17 protein-coding genes are annotated in these 23010 nt (G+C 58.9%); 10 read left to right on the top strand and 7 right to left on the bottom strand.

The genetic code is table 11. The features are described 5' to 3' along the window. Nucleotides 1-30: 30 nt before the first annotated feature. From BUE38_RS04125 to BUE38_RS04105, 5 genes are all read right to left on the bottom strand, one after another. The gene (locus tag BUE38_RS04125; protein ID WP_073433695.1) at nucleotides 31-1038 is read right to left on the bottom strand and encodes a TRAP transporter substrate-binding protein; all 1008 of its coding nucleotides are present in this window, start codon (nucleotides 1036-1038) and stop codon (nucleotides 31-33) included. Nucleotides 1039-1340: 302 nt separating this feature from the next. Beyond that, complete coding sequence (locus BUE38_RS04120; protein ID WP_073433694.1) at nucleotides 1341-1730, bottom strand: ectoine synthase; 390 nt, start codon at nucleotides 1728-1730, stop codon at nucleotides 1341-1343. 206 nt (nucleotides 1731-1936) lie between these two features. Next, nucleotides 1937-3202, bottom strand: a complete 1266-nt coding sequence (gene ectB / locus BUE38_RS04115; RefSeq protein ID WP_073433693.1) for a diaminobutyrate--2-oxoglutarate transaminase — start codon at nucleotides 3200-3202, stop codon at nucleotides 1937-1939. A gap of 90 nt (nucleotides 3203-3292) precedes the next feature. Further along, nucleotides 3293-3877, bottom strand: a complete 585-nt coding sequence (gene ectA, locus BUE38_RS04110) for a diaminobutyrate acetyltransferase (RefSeq protein WP_073433692.1) — start codon at nucleotides 3875-3877, stop codon at nucleotides 3293-3295. A gap of 535 nt (nucleotides 3878-4412) precedes the next feature. Continuing rightward, the gene (locus BUE38_RS04105) at nucleotides 4413-5729 is read right to left on the bottom strand and encodes a 2-hydroxycarboxylate transporter family protein (RefSeq protein ID WP_143166181.1); all 1317 of its coding nucleotides are present in this window, start codon (nucleotides 5727-5729) and stop codon (nucleotides 4413-4415) included. A 193-nt stretch (nucleotides 5730-5922) separates the two neighbouring features. Here BUE38_RS04105 and dcuS point away from each other — a divergent pair, with 193 nt between their 5' ends. Together dcuS and BUE38_RS04095 are read left to right on the top strand one after the other, a co-directional pair. Next, on the top strand, nucleotides 5923-7614 hold the full coding sequence (gene dcuS, locus BUE38_RS04100) for a DcuS/MalK family sensor histidine kinase (protein WP_200802125.1): 1692 nt from the start codon (nucleotides 5923-5925) through the stop codon (nucleotides 7612-7614). A 9-nt stretch (nucleotides 7615-7623) separates the two neighbouring features. Next, a complete protein-coding gene (locus BUE38_RS04095; RefSeq protein ID WP_073433691.1) occupies nucleotides 7624-8367 on the top strand; it encodes a response regulator in 744 nt (247 codons plus the stop codon). A gap of 121 nt (nucleotides 8368-8488) precedes the next feature. Here the strand turns inward: BUE38_RS04095 and gorA are convergent, their stop codons facing one another. Beyond that, nucleotides 8489-9850, bottom strand: coding sequence for a glutathione-disulfide reductase (gene gorA / locus BUE38_RS04090; RefSeq protein WP_234986752.1), 1362 nt, complete (start codon nucleotides 9848-9850; stop codon nucleotides 8489-8491). Nucleotides 9851-9999: 149 nt separating this feature from the next. Here gorA and can point away from each other — a divergent pair, with 149 nt between their 5' ends. From can to BUE38_RS04050, 8 genes are all read left to right on the top strand, one after another. After that, complete coding sequence (can, locus tag BUE38_RS04085; RefSeq protein WP_073433689.1) at nucleotides 10000-10647, top strand: carbonate dehydratase; 648 nt, start codon at nucleotides 10000-10002, stop codon at nucleotides 10645-10647. Between the two features lie 278 nt (nucleotides 10648-10925). Then, on the top strand, nucleotides 10926-12494 hold the full coding sequence (locus tag BUE38_RS04080) for an ABC transporter substrate-binding protein (protein ID WP_073433688.1): 1569 nt from the start codon (nucleotides 10926-10928) through the stop codon (nucleotides 12492-12494). Nucleotides 12495-12619: 125 nt separating this feature from the next. Next, nucleotides 12620-13666, top strand: a complete 1047-nt coding sequence (locus tag BUE38_RS04075) for an ABC transporter permease (protein WP_073433687.1) — start codon at nucleotides 12620-12622, stop codon at nucleotides 13664-13666. Further along, nucleotides 13663-14625, top strand: coding sequence for an ABC transporter permease (locus BUE38_RS04070; protein ID WP_073433686.1), 963 nt, complete (start codon nucleotides 13663-13665; stop codon nucleotides 14623-14625). Before BUE38_RS04075 ends, BUE38_RS04070 begins: the two co-directional genes overlap by 4 nt. 17 nt (nucleotides 14626-14642) lie before the next feature. After that, the gene (locus BUE38_RS04065) at nucleotides 14643-15662 is read left to right on the top strand and encodes an ABC transporter ATP-binding protein (RefSeq protein WP_073433685.1); all 1020 of its coding nucleotides are present in this window, start codon (nucleotides 14643-14645) and stop codon (nucleotides 15660-15662) included. Beyond that, on the top strand, nucleotides 15662-16723 hold the full coding sequence (locus BUE38_RS04060; RefSeq protein WP_073433802.1) for an ABC transporter ATP-binding protein: 1062 nt from the start codon (nucleotides 15662-15664) through the stop codon (nucleotides 16721-16723). The genes BUE38_RS04065 and BUE38_RS04060 overlap by 1 nt, the downstream gene beginning before the upstream one ends. A gap of 156 nt (nucleotides 16724-16879) precedes the next feature. After that, nucleotides 16880-17836: a LysR family transcriptional regulator gene (locus BUE38_RS04055; RefSeq protein ID WP_073433684.1), complete on the top strand. Its 957-nt coding sequence runs from the start codon at nucleotides 16880-16882 to the stop codon at nucleotides 17834-17836. Nucleotides 17837-17840: 4 nt separating this feature from the next. Next, on the top strand, nucleotides 17841-18824 hold the full coding sequence (locus BUE38_RS04050) for a hydrolase (RefSeq protein ID WP_084541697.1): 984 nt from the start codon (nucleotides 17841-17843) through the stop codon (nucleotides 18822-18824). Between the two features lie 81 nt (nucleotides 18825-18905). Here the strand turns inward: BUE38_RS04050 and tamB are convergent, their stop codons facing one another. Next, complete coding sequence (tamB, locus tag BUE38_RS04045) at nucleotides 18906-22973, bottom strand: autotransporter assembly complex protein TamB (RefSeq protein ID WP_073433683.1); 4068 nt, start codon at nucleotides 22971-22973, stop codon at nucleotides 18906-18908. Nucleotides 22974-23010 lie beyond the last annotated feature (37 nt).

Raw genomic sequence — 23010 nt, 5'->3', positions numbered from 1 at the left:
GAACCGGAGGCTTGTTGGGACGTTATTCGATCAGTTGGCCTGTGCGGCCTGAATGTCTTCCACGAGCGATGCGAGATCAGGGTACTCAGCAAGGAAGTCATCATAGACAGGTTGCATGGCCTGTTGGAACTCCGCCTTGTCGGCCACCTCATTGATCTCGGCACCGGCCTCTACAACGGCATCGTGACTCGCCTGAGAACCTTCTGCCCAAAGCTGTCGTTGCTCCTGGGCGGCGTTTACAGCAGCCTCGCGCACGATTTGCTGGTCTTCTTCCGACAATCCATCCCAGGTGGCCTTGGCCACGCACAGACACTCGGGAAGGATCAGATGCTCCGTCCTGGAATAGTAGCCAGCTACCTCATAGTGACCACTGGAGTCATAGGAGGGATAGTTGTTCTCGGCTCCATCGATCACGCCGGTTTTCAGCGACTGATAGACCTCTGAATAGGCCATTGGTGTGGCGTTCCCACCAAGTGCATCGATCATGTCGACATACAGGTCATTACTCATCACCCTGACCTTGAGCCCTTCTAGATCAGCCGGCGTCTCGATCGGGTGGTCGGTGTTGTACAGGCTGCGGGCACCGGAACCGAACCAGGACAGCGCCACCAGCCCCTTCTCTTCCATGGCAGCGGCAATCCTGTCGCCGATTTCACCATCCATCAGGCGATACATCTCATCCTCGCTGGTGAAGATGAAGGGCAGCGACAGGACGTTGGTCTCGGGCACGACTGGGCCCATCGGGCCCATATTGAAGTTACCGAAGTTCAGTGCACCGTTGCGGGTCTGCTCGATGGCATCGGGTTGAGCTCCCAGTACACCGTTATGAAAGACCTTGGGTTCTACACGCCCTTCGGTCTTCTCCGCGACTTCGGAGGCAAAACTCTCCAGTGCGATACTGTTGGGATATTCGGGGGGATGAACATTCCAGCCCCGCCACTGCTCCGCCAGCACAGGGGTCGAGAAAATGGCGATGGCACCGGCGAGTGCACTGATTTTCAGGGTCTGGACGGTTTTTGACGAGCTGACGAGACGCATGTTGCAACCTCTTTGCAGGGTTTGTCGTTGTTGTGGGGCGTGCGTGGTAGCACTTGCACGGGCATTAGTCTTCTTATCCGACATAATATGTATGACAAAGTAGATAATGCGAGGGCCATTGTGCAAGACCCGATATACGATGTTTCGACTAAAGTGCAGCCCTGCTCCCACTTCGGTCAGTTATCGGAAAACGTGAGTCAGTAATGAAAACGGCGCCGTTACCACTAAGGGCACGGCGCCGGTCAGGGTCAGATCAGGGCATCAATGAAAGTTGGCCCGAACACTGGCCCTGGCCCTCTCAATCACTCGGCAGGAGCGTAGGAACCATCTTCGCGATGCACTTCGTTGCCACTCAGACCCGGCGTGAATACGCAGGCCAGGTGCATGGTCTTCTTCGCACGCAACAGGTGTTCGTCGTGCTGGTCGAGGATATAGATGTCACCCGGCTTGATCGGCCAGATCTTGCCATCGGCCAGAGTCTCCACTTCGCCCTCACCTTCGATGCAGTAGACCGCTTCGAAGTGATGCTTATAGTGAATGTGGGTTTCGGTACCTTCGAAGATACGGGTGATGTGGAAGGAGCAGTTGCCGCCATCATCCACCAGCGAAAGGCGTGTGCTGTCCCAGTTGCCGTTCTCGGCTTTCACCAGGCGATCAGTCTTGCGGCATTCCTCGAGATTACGGACGATCATGAAACTTTCTCCAGGCTGATTCGAATTATCAGAGGGGATTGAATGGCATCAGATTCTGCCGATGCCACTCGGACATACCGTTATGGAAACACTGATGAAATGCCTGCTCGTCAATTCATTCAGCATTTCCCTATCCGGCAGGATATTGTTGTCTAAGGGCTCGTCTGACGAGGAACGGCTAACGCCCTCATCCGCCGGGCCACTGCTCAGTTGAGCACTTCCACGATGCTGCGCTCGAGAATATCAAGACCTTCAAGCAGGTCTTCATCGGTAATCGTCAGCGGGCACAGACACTTGACTACTTCACCTGCCTGACCACTGGTCTCGATGACCAGGCCGTTCTCGAAGGCACGACCGGTGATACGGTCGGCCAGTTCACCAGAGCCGACATCGATGCCACGCATCAGGCCACGGCCCCGTTCACTGGCGGGATTTCCCTTCTCGCTGATCAGACGCGCGAGTTTCTGGAAACGTTCCTCGACGATACGCCCCTTGCGCTGAACGTCACGCTCGAAGGTATCGTCACTCCAGTACTTACGCATCGCTGCAGTTGCGGTGACAAAGGCCAGGTTGAAACCGCGGAAGGTGCCGTTGTACTGGCCCGGCTTCCACTTGTCGAGTTCCGGACGCATCAGAACATGCGCGAACGGCAGACCAAGACCAGACAGTGACTTGGAATTGGTCACGATATCCGGCGTGATACCAGCATGTTCGAAGCTGAAGAACTTTCCGGTACGGCCGCAGCCGGCCTGGATATCGTCGACAATCAGCAGAATATCGTGAGCACGACAGATCTTCTCCAGCCGCTGGAGCCATTCGATGCTGGAAACATTGATGCCGCCCTCGCCCTGCACTGTCTCGACAATCACCGCCGCCGGAGTATCCAGACCGCCGGACTTGTCGCCGAGGAGTTTCTCGAAATAGTCGAGGGTATCGGCATGTTCGCCCATGTAGCCATCGAACGGCATGAAGGTGCCGCCCAGAGTCGGTACACCGCCGGTGGCTTCACGGAACTTGCTGTTGCCGGTCACCGCCAGAGCGCCCATGGTGACGCCGTGGAAGCCGTTGGTGAACGACACGATGTTGTGACGCCCCTTGGCCACGCGAGCCAGGCGGATGGCGGCCTCAACGGCATTGGTGCCAGTTGGTCCCGGCAGGTGAATCTTGTAGTCGAGGCCACGCGGCTTGAGGATCACCTCTTCCAGCGTCTCCAGATAGTCGCGTTTGGCGACGGTCCAGAAATCCAGGCCATGGATGATGCCATCAGAAGCCAGGTAATCGACCATGGCCTGCTTGATGTGCGGATTGTTGTGGCCGTAGTTGAGCGTTCCTGCACCCGCCAGAAAGTCGATGTACTCACGCCCGTCCTCATCGGTGAGGCGCGCATTCAGCGCCTTGTTGAACACCACCGGAAAGGAGCGGGAATAGGTACGGACTTCGGATTCCATGCGTTCGAGGGTCTGGGTCTGCATCTGCGACCTCCTGATTGATATTGGATCGACAAGGTAAGGGGGGCATACAGCACTGATATTTCATCGTTGCTGCATGCAGGAAAGATGGCGTCAGGCCTGGATGCGTGTGGTCACGAAGGGACCGATGCGTACCAGGTTCTCGGGGTCATGCTCACCGCCGAGCTGATCGGTAGAGAAGTATTCGCGGCTGTTGAGCGGTGCCTGCCAGCGCTCGGCAAGGCGACGGAAAAGCCCCCACGACGCCTGATTGTCCGGCGTGATGGTGGTTTCCAGATGGTGTACTTCAGCAAGTTCCGGACGGCTCATCACCGCCTCGACCAGGCGGCGCGCCAATCCGGTGCCACGGGCCTTGTCACCCACCGCTACCTGCCAGAGAAAGTAGGTGTCGGGTGCATTGGATTTTACATACCCCGAAACGAAGCCAACGATCTCACCATCCTGATCGGTGGCCACCGCGCAGCTGTCACGAAATTGCGTAGCCAGCAGCAGGTAGGCATAAGCCGAGTTCACATCCAGCGGTGGGCAGGCCTTGACCAGTTCGTAGATACCCCAGCCGTCGTCCGGATTGGGCTTGCGAATGAACAGGGATGCCGCGTCATTGCCGACCACGGCGTCTGCCACAGTGGGCCTGGCGAGGTCGGCGGAAGGTGTGAAGGGCTCTGTGCTTGCGGTCATTGAGTTATGCTTCGCTGTAGCGATTTCGGTGAAAGATTATAACAGCACAATAACGCATTTCAAATTCGCCATTATTCTTCAGGCGCTTACCCATAACAGAGATTTATACCACGGGGCTGGCGGGGCACCAGTGCTTCGTGCTGCCAACCGCTCAGGGTGACAGTTTCAGCATAGTCGTGTTCCATGAAGGCTGGGTTTCAAAAGCAGGATTTCAAAACCAGGGCTGCGACGAGATGGCACAGGATAGGGGCGCACGTCCCTACCCTCACTGGCCCCGATACTGCAGGTTGGCGCGGCAAGCCCATATAAACGTGAAACGCCCCGGTCCGGGGCGTTTCACTATTAACATGGCAATCAAATAGCTCATCCTGATCGATTTGATTGTCGTCCGCACCCCACTGGCGCAGATACGCGGATCGGCTGGTGTGGTGCGGTCTCGCGTCAGCCTGATGGCCGACGGCGGCACGTCCCTGTGCCGCTATTAACCCAACATGAAAGCATGCCGGGTTAATAAGAGACTGATAGGCTCACACCACTAGCCAGAGAAGAACAGCGGCACGATGATGCTCGAGATCAGAAGGATCAGTGCACCGCCGAGGCGCGAGGAAATCTGCGCGAACGGCATCAATTGCATACGGCGAGCCGCCGAGAGCACGGCTACATCACCTGTCCCTCCCATGTTGGCCATGCACAATCCTGCGGTAATGGCCGATTCAATCGGATAGAACCCGACCAGCTTACCCACGATACCTGCGCCGAAGGCTGCTCCAGCGACCACAGCGAAGACGACCGCCACATAGGTCAGGGAAATCGCGTCAATCACCTGCCCCAGGTCGGTATAGGCGATACCGATGCCAAACAGCAGCGCGAAGGTCCAGTTCCTCGCCACAAACTGGAACCATTGGGACGCAGCCTCGTTGACACTTTCCGGCACAACGTTGGTGATCTTCAGCACTGCAACCAGAACAATCATCAAGGCATAGGGGTGAAGCGGAATCACATCACCCAATACTTCACCGGCGACGAAGAAGGTCAACGCAGCCACCAGGCCGATCCCAAGGCGGCCGAGGTCGAAGGTGCTCTCGCGTTCCTCTATCTCCACCCCCGGCATCATCTGACCATTGCCGGTCCAACTGGGAAAGCGCTTTGCCAACCCGTTGAGCAGACCAGCAATCATGATGGCGAAGACATTGCCCAGTGCCAGCGCAGGGACCAGAATCGAAATGTAGTAGCTGGCCGGTTGGCCCAGTAGTTGCTCGTATACCTGACTCATCGGTACAGCTCCGGCGCCCATCCCGCCGCCCATGATCGGTAGCGTAATAACGACCAGTGCATCCTGAGGCGAGAAGCCCAACAAGGCACCGACGCCCATGGCGAACACCCCGGCAAACAGAACCGAACACAACAACGGCAGCGCGTAACGAGAGCCGACCTTGACCAGTACGCTGGACTCCATACCCAGTATGCTGCCGGTGATCAGTGCGGCAATATAGAAATTGAGAAAGCCGCCATCCTTCATGAAGGTCGTGACGTTACCGGAGACAGCCTCGGGCAACCAGTCGAGATATACCAGCGTCGCAGCGCCGAAAATCGCAACGATGGCGCCTCCCCCCAGGTAGGTCTTGACGACAGGCAGGCGGTCACCGATAAAGCCAAGCAGCTCCCCCAGCAACATCATTACCAGCAGAGCGCTGATCATTCCTGTCGGTAGTGTATCCGTCGCCATGGCGATCACCATGACGGCAAGCGCGATGAAAAAGAGTGGCAGCGGCAGACCAAAGACCCGCGGCACACTTGTGGCCATTGAAGTACGCTGCACATCCTGCAGCGTTTGTGTCGAGGCACTGTTCATTGGCGTGCTCCCATGTAGTGTGGATCCGCACGATGAAGCGGAATGATGGACGTCGCCGAGGATAAGCGCCCCACACCAATGACCAAGCTTTGCAAAGTTACTAAATCGTTTTGTCATTAATGAAAGCGTTGAACCACTTTCCGGCATGGCAGTGGTGTCTTGGGTATTGCACAAAGGTAGAATTCCAAACGATATGTTCTGCGACTTTCGCTATTCCGATGCGAGCGCAGGCCATAACTACATTGAGGTATCGTCGTTGCTGAAACTCCCCTATCCGCGCCTCAACATTCTGATTTCGCTACTCGTGGCCAGCAGCATTGCGGTAACTCTCGCCATTGCACTGTGGCTGTTTGATGCCACGCTGCGTCACGTCCAGGCAGAAGCGCAATCGGCACGGGTGATCAATATTGCCCAGACCGTGGCAGCGCACGGCAATGTTGTGCAGGCGCTGCAGCAGGCGAACCAGCCGGGAACGGACATCTCCTCCGATAGTGCTCTGGAGCGTGACATCAACCGCCTGCGCCAACGCCTGGGCATCGATTTCATCTCCATCTTCAACCGTCAGTCCCTGCGTCTGACGCACCCCGATCCCGAACTTGTTGGCCTGCCATTTCAAGGTGGCGATGAGGGTCCTTCCCTGCAGGGCAGGACCTACTCCTCCCGTGCCCAGGGAACACTGGGCACCAGTATCCGAGGCTTCTCTCCAGTCATGGATGGCAACGGCCAGGTGATAGGCGCCGTTGCTGTTGGCGTAACCCTGGCCACCCTGGGCGATCGGCTCGCCGAGAATCGCTTGAGCGTACTTCTCGGCGTCGCGCTGTTGATGCTGTTTGGGGTATTGGGGGCAAGCTGGCTGGCACGTTATCTTAAACATGTATTGATGGGGCTTGAACCGCACCAGATCGCGCGTCTGGTGGAAGAACGCCAGGCCATTCTCGGCTCCGTGCATGAAGGCATTCTGGCGATCGATAGCGAGGGGCGAATCTCGCTGACCAATGCTGCAGCACATCAATTGCTGCACCGCGCGGGCCTGGATGTACCGACCTACGGCACCCGGATAGACACCTGGCTGCCCCAGGCGGGATTGATGGAGGTGTTGAGGGAGGGTAAGGCGTCGCTGGATAGAGAAGTGCTCATCAATGGTCTGTCATTGCTCACCAATCGCATGCCGATTCGCCACCAGGGGCAGATCATTGGTGCCGTAGCAACCTTTCGCGATACCAGTGAGGTCCATATGCTGGCCGAGGAGTTGACTGGGGTTCGCCGCTATGCGGAAGCACTACGTGCGGCGACCCATGAGTTCAAGAACAAGCTCCATGCCATGCTGGGTCTGGTGCAGATGAAGGAGTACACGGCATTGCATGACTATATGCTCGAGCTGGCCGATCACCATGTTGCCCCGGGAGCGGCGCTGGTCAGGGAAGTCGAGGAACCGGTACTGGCTGGATTTCTGCTCGGCAAGCAGAGTGAGGCTCGCGAGCGGGGCATTGTCCTGTCGATTGAAGTGGAAGAGCCGATTCCTGCTCCTGAGTCCTCAACACTGATTCATACCCTGGTGATCATCATCGGCAATCTATTGGAAAATGCCTTTGATGCCGTGAGTGAGCAGGATGAACGCCACGTCACGCTGACACTCGGCCATGATGAGTCGCTGCTGTCACTGCATGTCCAGGATACCGGAACAGGGATCAGCGATGCCCTGAAGCAACGCATCTTTCAACGCGGGATCTCGACCAAGGGAGCTCACCGCGGACTGGGATTGGCGATGGTACGCGAACAGATCGAAGCCCATGACGGTGATCTGGCACTCTACTCGGAGCCGCCGCATGGCACTCTGATCGAAGTCACTCTGCCGTACAGGGCAGGTTCCGGCGCACGGGATTGAGGAGTTTCCATGGCTGATGTGCCATTGCGAGTGTTGATCGTCGAGGATGACCCCATGGTCATGCGGCTCAATGTCGAATATCTCAATCGACTCGACAACGTCAGCCTGGTAGCCCAGTGCAACGACGTTCCCAGCTCTCTGGATGTACTGGAGCACGAACAGGTCGACGTAGTTCTGCTGGATGTCTATCTACGCAATCGCAGTGGCCTGGAAATCGTGCGTCACCTGCAACGTGGGGGCCACGACACCGATGTCATCCTGATTACCGCAGCCAGTGAAATGGACACCGTGCGCGATGCACGTCGTCTGGGAGTACGCGACTATCTGATCAAGCCATTCGAGTTCGAGCGTTTTCAGGTAGCCGTGGAGACATGTCGCCGCGCCCGCCACGCACTCAAGCACATCAGTGAACAGGCGTCTCAGCATGATCTGGACCACCTCTTCCAGCCTGCCAGGCCGCTCAAACCCGCCAGATCCATGGGAAGCGATGGCCTTCCGAAGGGGCTCACCGCACCCTCTCTGACACAGATTGCTCGCGCTATTCTGGCATTGGAGCTAGAGAGCTTCACTACGGAAAGCCTGATGCCGACAACGGGAATGTCGCGGGTCTCGGTACGCAAGTATCTCAAGTACCTCGCCGAGCGGGGTGTGCTCGGCGAGTCCTTCCATTATGGTCAGGTGGGACGACCATCTTTTACTTACCGATGCCTTGACCTCGAAGGGTTGAGAGCGCTCGCCGGTGGCAAGCGTTAAAGATCATATTCACCCAGTAAGCTTCTGTGCTGGGTTTCGCGGCACGTCCCCCTGCGAGACGCGACGCTCGCAGGGGGAAAACTCAGAACCGGTAAAACCCCAGGTCAGGTGACAACCTGGATCAGTTACGCGTCGGAGTCCGCATGGTCACGAACTCTTCGGCGCCGGTGGGGTGAATGCCCACCGTGGCATCGAAGTCAGCCTTGGTCAGACCGGCACGCACGGCGATGCCGATGCCCTGAATGACCTCGCCGGCTTCTTCGCCGACCATATGCGCGCCTACCACCACGTCGCTGGCGTCATCGACGATCAGCTTCATCAGGCAGCGTTCTTCACTTCCCGACAGAGTGTGTTTCATGGGGCGGAAATCCGCGCTGTAGACGCGAATAGCGTCGTATTTCTCGCGGGCCTTTTCTTCCGACAACCCCACAGTGCCGATGTTGGGATGGCAGAATACTGCGGTGGCGATATTGTCGTAGTTCATCGCAGCCTTCGGTGCCTCGCCGAAATGATGCGCGACCAGGTGCATGGCTTCAGCCAGTGCCACTGGCGTCAGTTCCGGCCCTCCGGTGACGTCGCCCAGCGCCAGAACCGAGGGCACCGACGTCTCGAAGCGATCATTGACCTTGATGGAAGCATCCTCGTTGAGCTCGATACCCAACTGCTCCAGGCCCAGCCCCTGCAGATGCGGCTTGCGGCCCGTGGCGGCCAGCACTACGTCCACTTCGTGGACATCACCGTTGGTCAAGGTGACCTTGAGTCCGTCATCGAGCTTCTCGATGGTCTCGATGTTGGCGCCGAAATGCAGATTGACGCCCTTCTTGCCCATCTCGTCACGGGTGAACTCACGGACTTCCTGATCGAAACCACGCAGGAACAGCTCCCCGCGATAGACCAGATGAGTCTCGGCGCCCAGACCATTGAAGATGCTGGCAAATTCCACGGCGATATAACCGCCTCCCAGTACCAGGAAACGCTTCGGGAAGGCGTCGAGGTCAAAGATCTGGTTGGAATTCAGGGTATGTTCACTCCCCGGAAACTCGGGTACCCAGGGCCAGCCTCCCACGGCAACGAGGATCTTCTCGGCGCTGACCTGCTCGCCGGCGACTTCCACGGTATGGGCGTCGATGACTGTCGCTCGGCCGTTGATCAGGCGAACCCCGGCGTTGTCGAGCAGCTTGCCGTAGATGCCATTGAGGCGCTTGATCTCACCGATCTTGTTGTCACGCAAAGTAGGCCAATCAAAGGTTGGCGCCTGCTCGAGCTGCCAACCGAACCCATGTGCGTCCTCGAAGGCGTCATGGAAATGTGCGGCATAGGAATACAGTTTCTTGGGCACGCAACCGACGTTGACGCAGGTGCCGCCCAGATAACGATCTTCTGCAACAGCCACACGAGCGCCGGTGGCCGCAGCCGTTCGGGCAGCGCGGACGCCGCCGGATCCTGCACCGATGACGAACAGGTCGTAATCGAAATTGGACACAGGTTTCTCCCAGTGTTGCTGGCCAGGCTGGCCTGGATGAATGATGTGGCGCAACATGATACCACCGAGGAAGTACTCTTGACCCCCTCGAGCACCACAGGTAAAAAAGCTCCGCAAATGACGTTTCTCACCACTGCCGGGATATGGATATGAGTGATATCGACAACCTGTTGGCCAACAATCGTGCCTGGGCCGACCGCATGTGCCAGGACGATCCAGATTTCTTTACTCGCCTGGCCAATCAGCAGACCCCCGAGTATCTGTGGATCGGCTGTTCCGATAGCCGAGTTCCGGCCAACCAGATCATCGACCTTCCTCCCGGCGAGGTCTTCGTTCATCGCAATGTCGCCAACCTTCTGCATCACAATGACATGAACGCCCTTTCGGTGGTGCAGTTCGCGGTTGATGTCCTCAAGGTCAAGCACATCATGATCGTCGGCCATTACGGGTGCGGCGGTATTCGTGCCGCGGTGACCGGCGGTGAATGCGGTGTGGTCGATTATTGGTTGCACAGCGTCCGCGAACTTTACAGCCGTTATCGCCCGGATCTTGAAACCCTGTCGATGGACGATCAGGTCGATCGCATGTGCGAGCTCAATGTCGAGGCTCAGGTAAAGAACCTGTGTCGCACCAAGATCATCCAGCGTGCCTGGCAGCGCGGACAGGAGCTCTCGGTACATGGTTGGGTCTATGGCCTCAAGGATGGCCACGTGACCGATCTGGAGTGCAGCGTGCATGGGCTTGATCAGGTCGCCCAGCTGTACCGTATTGACCGTGTCTGGTCACCGGAGGATTGAACCCGCTGCGCTCGGGGTAATCTTGCGGCAGGCACGGATTCTGATTTCGTGTCTGCCATCCCCACCCTTCCCTGTGATCTCGCCGTAACGTCAGGAACCGGCTTTCCCGCCCGCTCCGCCGTCCTGTATTCATCCTCCGAATGACGCCTCTCACAATTTCGATTGTGCTTCAACGCAGCTCATCTCTATCTTCTTTCTGACCGCGACTGGCGTTGATTTCCTACAACGTCTGTTGCTGATGGACTATACAACAACCTCAAAAAGCAGGAATCCTTCCGATGTTCAAGAAGACTCTACTGGCGGGCGCGCTCGGCGCTGCCATGCTCACCGCTGCGCTGCCCCAGGCGGCGATGGCCGAAAACACGCTGCGCATGGCCTATGACGCCGACCCGGTCAGCCTCGACATCCATGAACAGCTCTCGGGCGGTATTCTGCAGCTGTCGCATATGGCCTTTGATCCCCTGGTACGCTGGACTCAGGACTTCGAGTTCGAGCCGCGTCTGGCTACCGAATGGGAACAGGTCGATGACACCACCATGCGCATGACGTTGCGCGAAGGCGTGACCTTCCACTCCGGCAATCCCTTCACCGCGGAAGACGTCGCCTGGACCGTGGAGCGTCTCAAGCGCAGCCCGGACTTCAAGGCGATCTTCGAGCCCATCGAGACCGTCAACGTCATCGATGAACACACGGTCGAAATCGTCAGCAAGCGCCCCAACCCGCTGCTGATGAACATGGCCACCTACATCTTCCCGCTGGACAGCCAGTTCTACAGTGGTGAAACCGAGGATGGCAGTGCCCGTGACGAGATCGTCAAGAACGGCAACTCCTACGCCTCACGCAATATCTCCGGCACTGGCCCCTTCCGAGTCACCGATCGTCAGCAGGGTGTTCGTGTCAATTTCGAGCGTTTCGAGGACTACTGGGACAGCGAGTCCCCCGGCAACGTCGACAATATCGTGTTGACGCCGATCAACGAGAATGCCACTCGTGTGGCGGCCCTGCTGTCTGGTGACGTGGACTTCATTGCTCCGGTTCCTCCCAATGATCTGGAGCGTATTGAAGGGGATGCCGACAGCAATCTAGTGACCATGTCCGGGACACGCATCATCCTGCTGCACATGAACCAGGAGCGCGTCGAGGCCTTCAAGGATCCGCGCGTGCGTCAGGCGTTTACCTATGCCATCAACCAGCAGGGCATCGCCGATCGTCTGATGAAGGGCTTTGCCACTCCAGCCGCCCAACTGTCGCCGGAAGGTTATGTCGGTCACAACCCCGACCTGGAGCTACGTTTCGATCTCGAACGTGCACAGGAGCTGATGGCTGAAGCCGGTTATGAGGACGGCTTCTCGATCACCATGATGGCGCCCAACAACCGCTACGTGAATGATGCCAAGATCGCTCAGGCCGTTGCTGCCATGCTGGCGCGTATCAACGTCACCGTCGACCTGAAGACTTTGCCCAAGGCCCAATACTGGGGCGAATATGACGACCGAGCGGCGGATATGATGATGATCGGTTGGCACTCGGACACCGAGGACTCAGCCAACTTCTTCCAGTATCTCACCGAATGCCCCGACGCCGAGACCGGTGCTGGTCAATACAATGCGGGTAATTACTGCAACCCGGAACTCGATCAACTGCTGACCGAAGCGAATCTCGAACTGGATCTCGAGAAACGTGCCGAGATGCTCCAGCAGATCGAGCAGGGCCTGTACGACGATGCCGCCTTCGTCCCGCTGCACTGGCAGGACCTGGCCTGGGCATCTGCCGCCAATGTCAATATCGAGCCGATCCTCAACGTGATGAACTTCCCCTATCTCGGGGATCTGGTCATCGAAGAGTAAGACTTTCCCCGGCCCATGCGGGCCGGGATTGTCGAATCCATCAATGCACAGCCAGCTGACGAAGGCCGCCGTGGTGGCTTTCGTTGGCAACTGTCGTATCCGACTGTCATATTCGGTAATGCCCCATGATTGCATTTCTGATCAAGCGCCTCTTTCACGCGCTGCTGGTGATGTTCGTCATCAGCGTGATCGCCTTCGCCATCCAGGACAATCTTGGCGACCCCATTCAACAGATGGTGGGCCAGTCAGTCCCCGAGAGTGAGCGTGAAGCGCTGCGCGAGCAACTGGGGCTCAATGACCCCTTCCCGGTGCAGTATCTGCGCTTTGCCAGCAATGCCCTGCATTTCGATTTCGGCTACTCCTACGTCTTCAATGAGCCGACCACCGAGGTGGTATTGCGACACCTGCCGGCCACCCTGGAACTGGTGTTTGCTGCCAGCATCCTGATCATCGTGCTGTCGGTGCCGATTGGTGTCTACAGTGCCATTCGCCCGCGTGCCTGGCTGTCACGATTCTTCATGGGGGTGTCGATCATCGGCATTTCCATTCCGGTATTCCTGACTGCCATCGTATTGATCCAGATATTTGCCATCGGAGTAAGTTGGTCACCCTTCCCCGCCGACACCGGATGGGGCGCGACGCTAAACGGGATATTAAGCACCGATGGTGGTATGCCAGCCTATGGTCGTGGCAACCCGACCCACGTGTTCGGCACCTGGTACACCAACTTCTCCTCGCTTGATGGGCTGATCTACCTGGTATTGCCGGCCATTTCGCTGGCCTCGATCATGCTGCCGCTGTTCATTCGGTTGATTCGCGCTGAAATGCAGGAAGTGCTCCAGTCGGAATACATCAAGTTCGCCCGGGCCAAGGGCATCCCCATGCGGCGGATCTACTTCCTGCATGCGCTGAAGAACACCATGCTGCCGGTTATCACCGTCGGCGGTGTGCAGATCGGTACCCTGGTGGCCTACACCATCCTCACCGAGACCGTCTTCCAGTGGCCGGGCATGGGCCTGATGTTTCTCGATGCCATCCAGCGCTCGGACATTCCTCTGATCGTGACCTACCTGATGATCGTCGGTCTGATCTTCGTGATCACCAACACGATCGTTGATCTGATCTATGGCCTGGTCAATCCCACCGTCAAGCTCACAGGTAAGCCCGCATGAGCACTACAACAACGACAGCGCCTGCCACAACTGCAGCACCGCCCAGCAGATGGCAGCGCTTCCGTGACTCCTTTCTGTTCTACAGTTTCAAGCGTGACCTGGTCGCTCAGCTCAGTATGCTGGTGTTCCTGCTGATGATCGCAGCGGCTGTGTTTGCTCCCTGGCTGGCCAGCATGAACCCCTATGATCTGGCCCAGATCGACATTCTGGCCTCGGAGCTGCCGCCGTTCTGGGTCGATGGCAGCGACCCGATGTATGTCATGGGCACCGATGCCCAGGGACGCGATCTATTGTCGACCATTCTCCATGGTTTGCGCGTGTCACTGATCATCGGCTTCGGCGCGGTCATTCTGCAGGCGACCCTGGGGGTCTGCTTTGGTTTGCTGGCCGGCTACATGGGTGGGCGTATTGATGCCTTTCTGATGCGCGTCGCTGACATCCAACTCTCGTTCTCGACGCTGATGGTGGCGATCATCGTTGGTGCACTGGTCAAGGCGATCTTCGGTGGTGCGACTTTCAGCGATTATGCCGTCTGGTTGCTGGTGCTGATCATCGGTCTTGCCGAATGGCCGCAGTATGCACGTACCGTACGGGCCTCAGTGCTGGCCGAGAAGTCCCGGGAATATGTCGATGCAGCACGTGTCATGGGGCTGCGCAGTCGCCGCATCATGTTCCGGCACATCCTGCCCAATACGCTGTCACCGATCTTCGTCATCTCCACGGTGCAGGTGGCTAACGCCATCATCTCCGAGGCGGCGCTGTCGTTTCTTGGCTTGGGTATGCCGGAAACCCACCCTTCGCTGGGTTCCTTGATCAAGTCCGGTTTCGACTATATCCAGTCGGGCTCCTGGTGGATCACGCTGATTCCGGGGCTGGTGTTGGTGGTGGTGGTGCTGGTCATCAACCTGCTGGGCGACTGGCTGCGCGACGTGCTCAACCCGCGTCTGTACAAGGGCTGAGGCCAGGAGGAGAAACCATGGCATTACTCGAAGTCAACAATCTCGACGTGCGTTTCGCTCTGCGTCAGGGCGATGTCAGAGCATTGCGCGATGTGTGTTTCAGCCTGGATCGCGGTGAGCGTCTGGGTATCGTCGGCGAGTCCGGCGCCGGCAAGTCCGTCGCCGCCTTCAGCCTGCTCAACCTGATTGCTCGTCCCGGCTACATCGCTGGCGGCAGCATCAACTTCGATGGTCACGAACTGACCTCCATGAGTGATCGAGCACTGCGCAAGATCCGCGGTCATCGTATATCAATGATCTTCCAGGACCCGATGATGACCCTCAACCCGGTGTTGACCATCGGCGAACAGATGATCGAGTGTCTCAAGGCTCACCGCCGGATTTCCTCGCGGGAGGCGCGTGCCATCTCGCTACGCAAGCTCGAGCAGGTGCAGATTCCCTCGCCGGACAAGCGCCTCGACCATTATCCCCACGAGCTGTCCGGGGGGATGCGTCAGCGCATCATCATTGCCATCGCCCTGCTTCTGGACCCGGATATCATCATTGCTGATGAACCGACCACGGCACTGGATGTCACCATTCAGGCCGAGATCATGGCGCTACTGCTGGAACTCTGTGAGAAACACAATGTGGCGCTGATCCTGATCACCCACGACCTCGGCGTGGTCAGTCAGGTCACTCAACGCATGCTGGTCATGTACGCTGGCCGAGTGATCGAACAGGGCCCCACCCGCGAGATCATCAATGATCCCCAGCCCCCCTATACTCAGGGGCTGATGAATGCCCTGCCGCAAATGGCGACCCCCGGCTCTCGGCTCAATCAGATCCGCGGCAGCATGCCCTCATTGAACAAGCTTCCCAGCGGTTGTGCCTTCCACCCTCGCTGTGATTTCGCGACACGGCCCGAGGGAGAACTTCGTCCTGCCTGCGTTGACCAGGTTCCCCAATTCGTCGATTCGGGCAACTGCCAGGTGGCCTGCCACATGGTAGCGGAAATGCAGCAGGCCGAACGTATTCCGGTAGAGGAGAAGCAATGATGACGGCTACCGCAGCAAGCCATCGGGCACCCGCCGACGATCAGCAGCCTGCCGAATCACTGCTGGAGATCCGTGGTCTCGAGAAGCGTTTTTCGCTGTCGGGCGACTTTCTCGAGCAGCTGAAGTTTCGCCGAGGGCGCATTGTCCGCGAGCAAGCCCATGTCCACGCCATCAATGGCGTCGATCTGACCGTCCAGCGCGGGGAAGCTCTCTGCGTTGTCGGTGAATCCGGTTGTGGCAAGTCCACCGTAGCGCGAACCGTCATGGGTCTGCTGCGCCCCACCGCTGGCGAGATCCACTACGACGGTGAGCGTATTGATCACCTGGAATCCCGTGCCCTGCTCCCCTGGCGCAAGCGCATGCAGATGATCTTCCAGAACCCCTATGCCTCGCTGAACCCGCGCATGACCATCCAGCAGACGCTGGAAGAGCCGATTCGCCTGCACAACGCCAGTTGGACGCCACAACAGGTCAGGGACAAGGTCGCAGAAGTGATGACCGATGTCGGCATCGCCCCGGACTGGGGCAGCCGCTACGGTCATGAATTCTCCGGGGGCCAGCGGCAGCGCATTGCTATTGCCCGTGCTCTGGCAGTGGACCCGGAGTTCATCGTGGCCGATGAGCCGATCTCGGCACTGGATGTATCCATCCAGGCGCAGGTACTCAACCTGTTGATGGAAGCGCAACAGGAGCGCAACCTGACCTATCTGTTCATTACCCACGATCTCGCTGTGGTCGAGCACTTCGGCACTCGGGTCGCGGTGATGTATCTGGGCCGGGTGTGCGAGGTGGCTCCCACGGCGACGCTGTTTGCGCGTCCCCGCCATCCCTATACTCAGGCCTTGATGTCGGCGATCCCGCGTCTCGAGGATGACCGGCCGCAGCATCTTCGGCTGACCGGAGAAGTCCCAACACCGGTCAACCTGCCGTCCGGTTGCGTTTTCCATGGCCGCTGCCCGGCGGCCAATGAACGTTGCCGCAGAGAAGTGCCCAGACTTATCGCCACCGATGATGGCGGCCAGGTAGCCTGCCATGGTGTGGAAGAAGGTCGGCTCTCCTGATATTGCCCATGACGTTGAACCGCTCGTCACCGGGGGCGCTGCGTGCGCCTCTGGTGATGCCTGTCCGGTGTCAGGGGCAACGGCTGATATAACCAGGGCGTACACAGATTGACGTTCTGGCATAATAAACAACGACGCAGGTAATTCGAGAACACAATGGAAATCCGCTGGCTGGAAGATTTTCTGGCATTGGCTCGTACGCGGCATTTCTCCCGTGCTGCCGAGGAACAGAACGTGACTCAGCCTACTTTCTCGCGACGCATCAAGTTGCTGGAGGAAGAGATGGGCACAACACTGATCAACCGGCAGACTCTGCCACTGTCATTGACGCCGGCGGGTGAGGCCTTTCTGGGCATGTGTCACGATGTCACTCGCCGCGTCGGCGCGACTCGGCAGCGACTGGCACAGATGGCTGAGGAGCAGGCGGGACAGCTGCGCCTTGGCGCTCCCCAGGGGCTGCTCACCAGCTTTCTGCCGGCATGGCTGGCAAGCTGGGAAAACCCGCCGCCATTGGTGCCCTATCTCCGTGCCACAGCCTGGCTGATGGGCGATTATTTCCAGGCACTGGCATCCGGTGAGATTGATATGGCCATCTGCTACTGGCCGCTCTCGGGGAGTCCATTGGAACTGGCCAATGACGACACCGAGTATGTGGTCCTCGGACATGAGCGCTTCATTCCCGTCAGCCTCCCCGATGCCAGCGGCACCCCGCGCTTTGCACTGGACAGTGGCCGGAGCAGCAAGAGTGGCAAGACACGCTCATTGCCGCTGATCGCCTATCACCCTCGTGGAATGATTGATGCCGCCATACGTGCCCATCTGGACAGGCTCGGCGACTGCCCGACCCTCACGGTGCTCAATGAGAGCATCCAGAGTGGCAATATTCGTGAGCTGGTATCACTGGGCTACGGGCTCGGCTGGTTGCCGGAACGCAGCCTGGGGGGAGCCATGAGCAGTGGTGAACTGGTCGCCGCGGGTCAGCCTCGCTGGAACGTCGAGTTCGAGATTCGTCTCTACCGGCATTTGAGCACCGGACGAGCATCGGTGACCGACACCTGGCAACAGATCCGTGAACACGGTAGATCCATAAACACGACCATGCCACGGGAATGATTCGATGATGACGTCTTTGCCGCTGGAAAGCCCCTCCTTTCGCGCTCCTGCGCTGATTCGCAATCCTCATGTCCAGACACTGCTGCCACGGGTATTGCGGCCGTTGGCACTGAAATGGCGTGGTGAGTGGCTGAATCTTCCGGATGGCGACGAAGTGGAGTTGTGCTGGGTGGCTCCGGAGCCGCGGGACAATACCGCACCGATACTGGTGCTGTTCCATGGCCTGGAAGGCAGTATCGCATCACCCTACGCCGCCGCGATTCTCGGTACGGCCTGCCGAATGGGACAGCGTGCCTTGATCATGCATTTCCGCGGCTGTGGGTCACGACCCAATCGACGTCCCCGGGCCTATCACAGCGGTGATACCGGCGATGCTCTAGTGCTGCTGACGGAACTTCGTCGTCGCTATCCACAGGCACCGATACGTCTTTGTGGCGTTTCCCTCGGGGGCAATATGTTGCTGCGGCTGCTTGCTGAACCGGACAGTCAGCACCTCGATATCACCTCGGCGCTGGTGATCAGTCCACCACTGGATCTGGCCGCCTGTTCAGAGCGGCTGAGTCGGGGATTCTCGCGCATCTATGAACGCCATCTGTTGAAGTCACTCAAGCGCAAGGTCATGCCTCGTCTGGCAAGGGGGGAGCTACCGCTCGATGTCAGTGTCGAACAGGTGGCGAGGCTCCGACGTCTGCGCGACTACGATGACATCATCACCGCTCCCCTGCATGGCTTTGCCGACGCCGAGGACTACTATGCCCGTGCATCCAGTGGTCCGGTGCTGGATCGCATCACGACCCCCACCTGGTTGATTCATGCCGAGGATGACCCGTTCATGCCCCCGGACCTGTTGCAACGTTTTCCGGAACGGGCCGAGCAGTTGAAGGTCGAGGTGAGCCGTCATGGTGGCCATGTCGGCTTCATGCAAGGGCGGGGTTGGCGCTGTTCCTCGTGGTTGACGGAGCGAACGGCCCACTTCCTCGCTGGCTGACTCTCGTTCGCGATTTCCCCGCACCCACCCTACCACCGCAAGCACGACGCCCGGCTTTCAGGCCGGGCGTCGTGCTGTCGATCACTGCACTTCGGGTGGATCACCAGGGAAGCTGAAGCTATAGATCAGGTCTACCGCCTGAGCCGCACCTGATACCGCCTCGAGGTACAGGTCTCGCCACAGTTGGTAAGTCAGGGTCAGCTCGGCGATTGGCGAGAATACGCCGACGCCATACCCCACTTCGAGACGGTCGGTAAGCCGACCGCTGACCACTACCTGACTATCCTCCCCGCTGCCGGCGGTATCGAGGCTCAGGTCCTGGATGCCGAAGCTCTCACCCAAAGCACCCACGGCACCACCGGTCTTGCCGAGGGTAATACCGATCAACGCTGAGGTAAGCGCCCCACTTCCGCCACCACCGCCATCTTCGGGCGAGCGACCAGTGAGCACATAGGACAGTGCACGCGTCTCGTCCATCGACGGCTCCGAGAATATCTCCAGATCCGGCTGAGATGCGACTCCCGTCACACGCAGACCCGCGATAACACCATCCGCCGTGTTGGCCGGGTTGCGGATCGCTTCGAAGTCCAGTAGTGGCTGGCCCGGTGCGCCACCGAAGACGATGTTGCCTTCCCGGATATGGAGGTCCTGTCCATAGGCACGGAAGCGCCCATCAATCAGATTGACTTCGCCATACAGCTCCAGAGGTCCATCGCTCTGGATTACCTCGAGTGTGCCTCCCAGCTCTGTTTCGAGGCCATAGGCACTCAACTGCACATCGCGGCCGAGTATCAACTTGATACGGATGTCGATGGCCATACCGGCATCGGCCATTGCTTCGGCGGTGGATGCACCGGGCTCGGCTTCAGCGGCGGCTTCTTCTGCCTCTCTTGCCGCTTCGTCCATCTCGCGAGTGATGATGATTTCATCGCCGCTGGGTGAGACCGCCGAGGGGGGAACCTGCCCCACTTCAAGACGGGCCCAGGGGATGGTGACCTCGCCACGTACCCGCAGTCGCGAAGGGTTGGCACTGATGGTGAGGTCCGGGGCCAGTTTGATGCGTCCGAAGGCCGGCATGGTCGCCAGCAGCGGGTCCTGTACAGCGGACAGCGCCACATTGGCCTCCCAGCTGCCGTCCGGCCAACTGGCGTCACCATCAATGTTCAGACGGCCTTGCTCGGCGTTTACGTAGCCCGAGATATCGGCACGCTCACCGGCCAGACGGATATCGAGGTTACCGTCGGTGACGGCGACCGGTATATCCGAACCATGTACACGCAGTCCCGACAGGTTGATGTTGCCACTCAGGTCAGGTGCAGAGCTCGTTCCGGCAATGGTGATATCGCCATTGATTGCCCCTTCCAGTTGGTCAAGTCCAACAGCCAGAGGACGATAGGGGGCGAGACGAATATCATCGAGGCTCAGCTGGCCGCTGAGAGCACCCGTGCCGAGGGGGTCATCGACTACCAGCTCGAGCCCAAGGTTACCGCTATCGGCCAGGGCCAGATCCAGGTCGGTATTGACCCGTGCTTCGCTGGCGTCGACCTGCAGAGACAGCGTGGTGGCCGGAACCGTCCACTCCTTTCCGTAGGCGTCCACACCAGTCACGCTGATATCGCTACCGAGATCAGCCTCGGCCTGCCAGCGGCTTCCTCCCGCTGACCAACCCGCTGTGAACTGTGCCTGGGTATCACCGTCGATACTCCACCCTTCCGGCAGTGATTCGTTGACCAGGTCCATGGGCAACTCATTGATCGCCAGGGCCACACGACCATTATCTGCGGACGCCTCGAGAGGTTCCGTGACACAGATATTGCCACCCTGCTCCCGGCGTAGGCAGAAAGGTTCCGCTGTCACGGCAGACTGGTTGAGGTTGGCAGCGAAGGTCAGCGGCTGGTCGAGTTCAATGGTGCCTTGTGGCAAGACGACCTGCAGCGGCGACAGGGTGCCTCGGTAGCGATCGCGAGCGGCATTCATGGCACCATCCAGTGCCAACTGCAGGCTATTGAGAGGCCCGTCCTCACTACCATCCACCTGCAACTCCAGGCGATGGTTGGAAAGGCGCCCCGACAGGTCGAGATCCACGCTGTTGAATTGCTGGCCGCCCGCCTCAATCGCACTGGCATCCAGGCGCACGTCGAGCTCCGGGTCCTCAAGACCAGCAACTCGGGCGGTCAGGTCCAACTGGCCGACCCGGTTATCCTCGAAACCGGTTCCTGAACCTTCCAACGACACATCCAGTTGTGGCGCCTTCAGGCTACCTCCGGCAGCGATGTCGCCGCTGAGACTGCCGGTCAAACCGGGGTACAGGGCTGCCATATTGGGTAGATTGAGTCGGCCATCGATATCCAGCCGAGATTCGCTGATCAAACCGGCGAGGTTGATGTGATTCTCACCCTGGCGGAAATCGACGTTACGGATATCCCATTGCATGTCGCTGTTGCCGGAAAGCTCGCCAGTCAACGCAAGTTGGCGTTCATCGAGGGTGCCGCTGATGTCGAGCAGCGGAACATCCAGCTCCCAGCCGTCCTCAGTCTGACGGAAGGCCACCTCGGCCTGTCCGTTGAGGTCGCCCTCGAGTCCCTCGACAAAGGGCGCTGGATTCACCGAGTCCAGCGTCAGGCTGGCCTGAACATCGACCCCCTCGCCCCAGCTCACCTCACCTTCGGTCAACAGTTGACCGGCCTCCATGCTCATCGATAGCGGCGACCAACGGAAATGGTTGAAGTCTCCGCCGCCTTCAAGCTCGATCTGAGTGGCGGGCAACTGCGGGCCTTCAAGATTCAATGCCAGTTGGATCCGATGATCGATCAGGCTACCTGAGGTCTGGATATCGATATCTCTGGCGATCCAGGGCTGCTGCTCGGCCGTAGTACTCGGACTTTCACCATCATCAGTACTCGGGCTTTCACCATCATCGCCGACTTCCTTGCCCTCATCATTCTCCTCAGGGGCAGGCGCGCCAACCTTCATGCCTTCCAACGGCCACTGTAGATGAGGACTGGAGAAGCTGGCCTCGAACGGCAACGTCGGCGCCAGGGTATCGAGCTGGGCATCAAGTCTCGCCTCAACCGGGCCGGTAAGATCCAGGTTGACCTGCAGTGCCGCCATGTTTCCCGACAATTGCAGCTCTACCCGCTCGCCGTCCAGCGCCGGGAAGCGGTTGGGTAGATAGAGATCGGCTTCCAGCAAGGCATCCAGCGGGTAATCACCGCTCAGGGTCACATTGGCCTGCAGACGTGCGTCAGCCTCCACTGCCGAGACCGCCAGCGGCTCGATCGTAACCGTCTGACCTTTCCCATTGAGCGACAGGTTCAGACGTTCTACGCCATATTCCTTCGACCCTTGAACAACTGCCGCGTCCTCCACCACCAGTTCCGGGACCTCTACTGCCAGAGGCAGGGTAATCTCCGGCAACTGGATACGGTCACGTTCCTGTAACGGCCTGGTAGCCAGCCCCTGTACCTCTACCGGTACCGGAGAGCCCACATCAAGCGCGGCATCAATGGCCTGAGCGTTGACCACGGGGCCGTCATGTTCCGAGGCACTGAGAGCCAGCATCGCCCCTGGCGTCAATGGCAAGGTCACCCTCAGCCCTGCAAGTCGGGTCGGCTGGACCTTGATGGTATCCGTTTCGGCGATAGCGCCGGTGGTGAATGACTGCCACGCCAGGCGAGTACCATCGTCAAGATATACGGCAGCGTCGTTGACGCTGACTTCGCGAATTTCCATCGGGAACGGCAGATCGACATCGGGCAGGCCACCGGCGGCCGGCGGCTCCTCGGCCGGAGGTTCGTCTTCCGCTTCGCTTGCTCCGATACGAACATCAGCACCGGTCACCGCTAGACGGTCCAGACACAGCCGGCCATCCAGTAGGCAGTCTTCCGCCCAGGCCAGTGATAACTCATCCACCACCACACGGGTGCTTCCGAGTTCAAGGCGAAACCCGGTAAGCTCCATGCTGTCGAGCGGCGCACCTTCAACGCTCTCGTACTCCAGCAGACCGAGGTTTTCCCCCTGATCCAGAGCGACTCTCGTGCCCCAGGGACTGAGCACCAGTCCGATCAGCAACAGCGCCAGGCCAAGCAGCCATAGCGGTAGAAAGATCACCAGCCGGATCACGGCCCAGGCAAAACGTCCTGTCTTCATTTGGGCTCTCGTCAACTTATTGGCGGGGCTACCCGCA

It is taken from the genome of Halomonas cupida (genome assembly GCF_900142755.1).
Classification (GTDB): Bacteria; Pseudomonadota; Gammaproteobacteria; order Pseudomonadales; family Halomonadaceae; genus Halomonas; species Halomonas cupida.
Note: the sequence above shows the minus strand (reverse complement) of the source record. Positions and strands in the feature narration are given on the sequence as shown.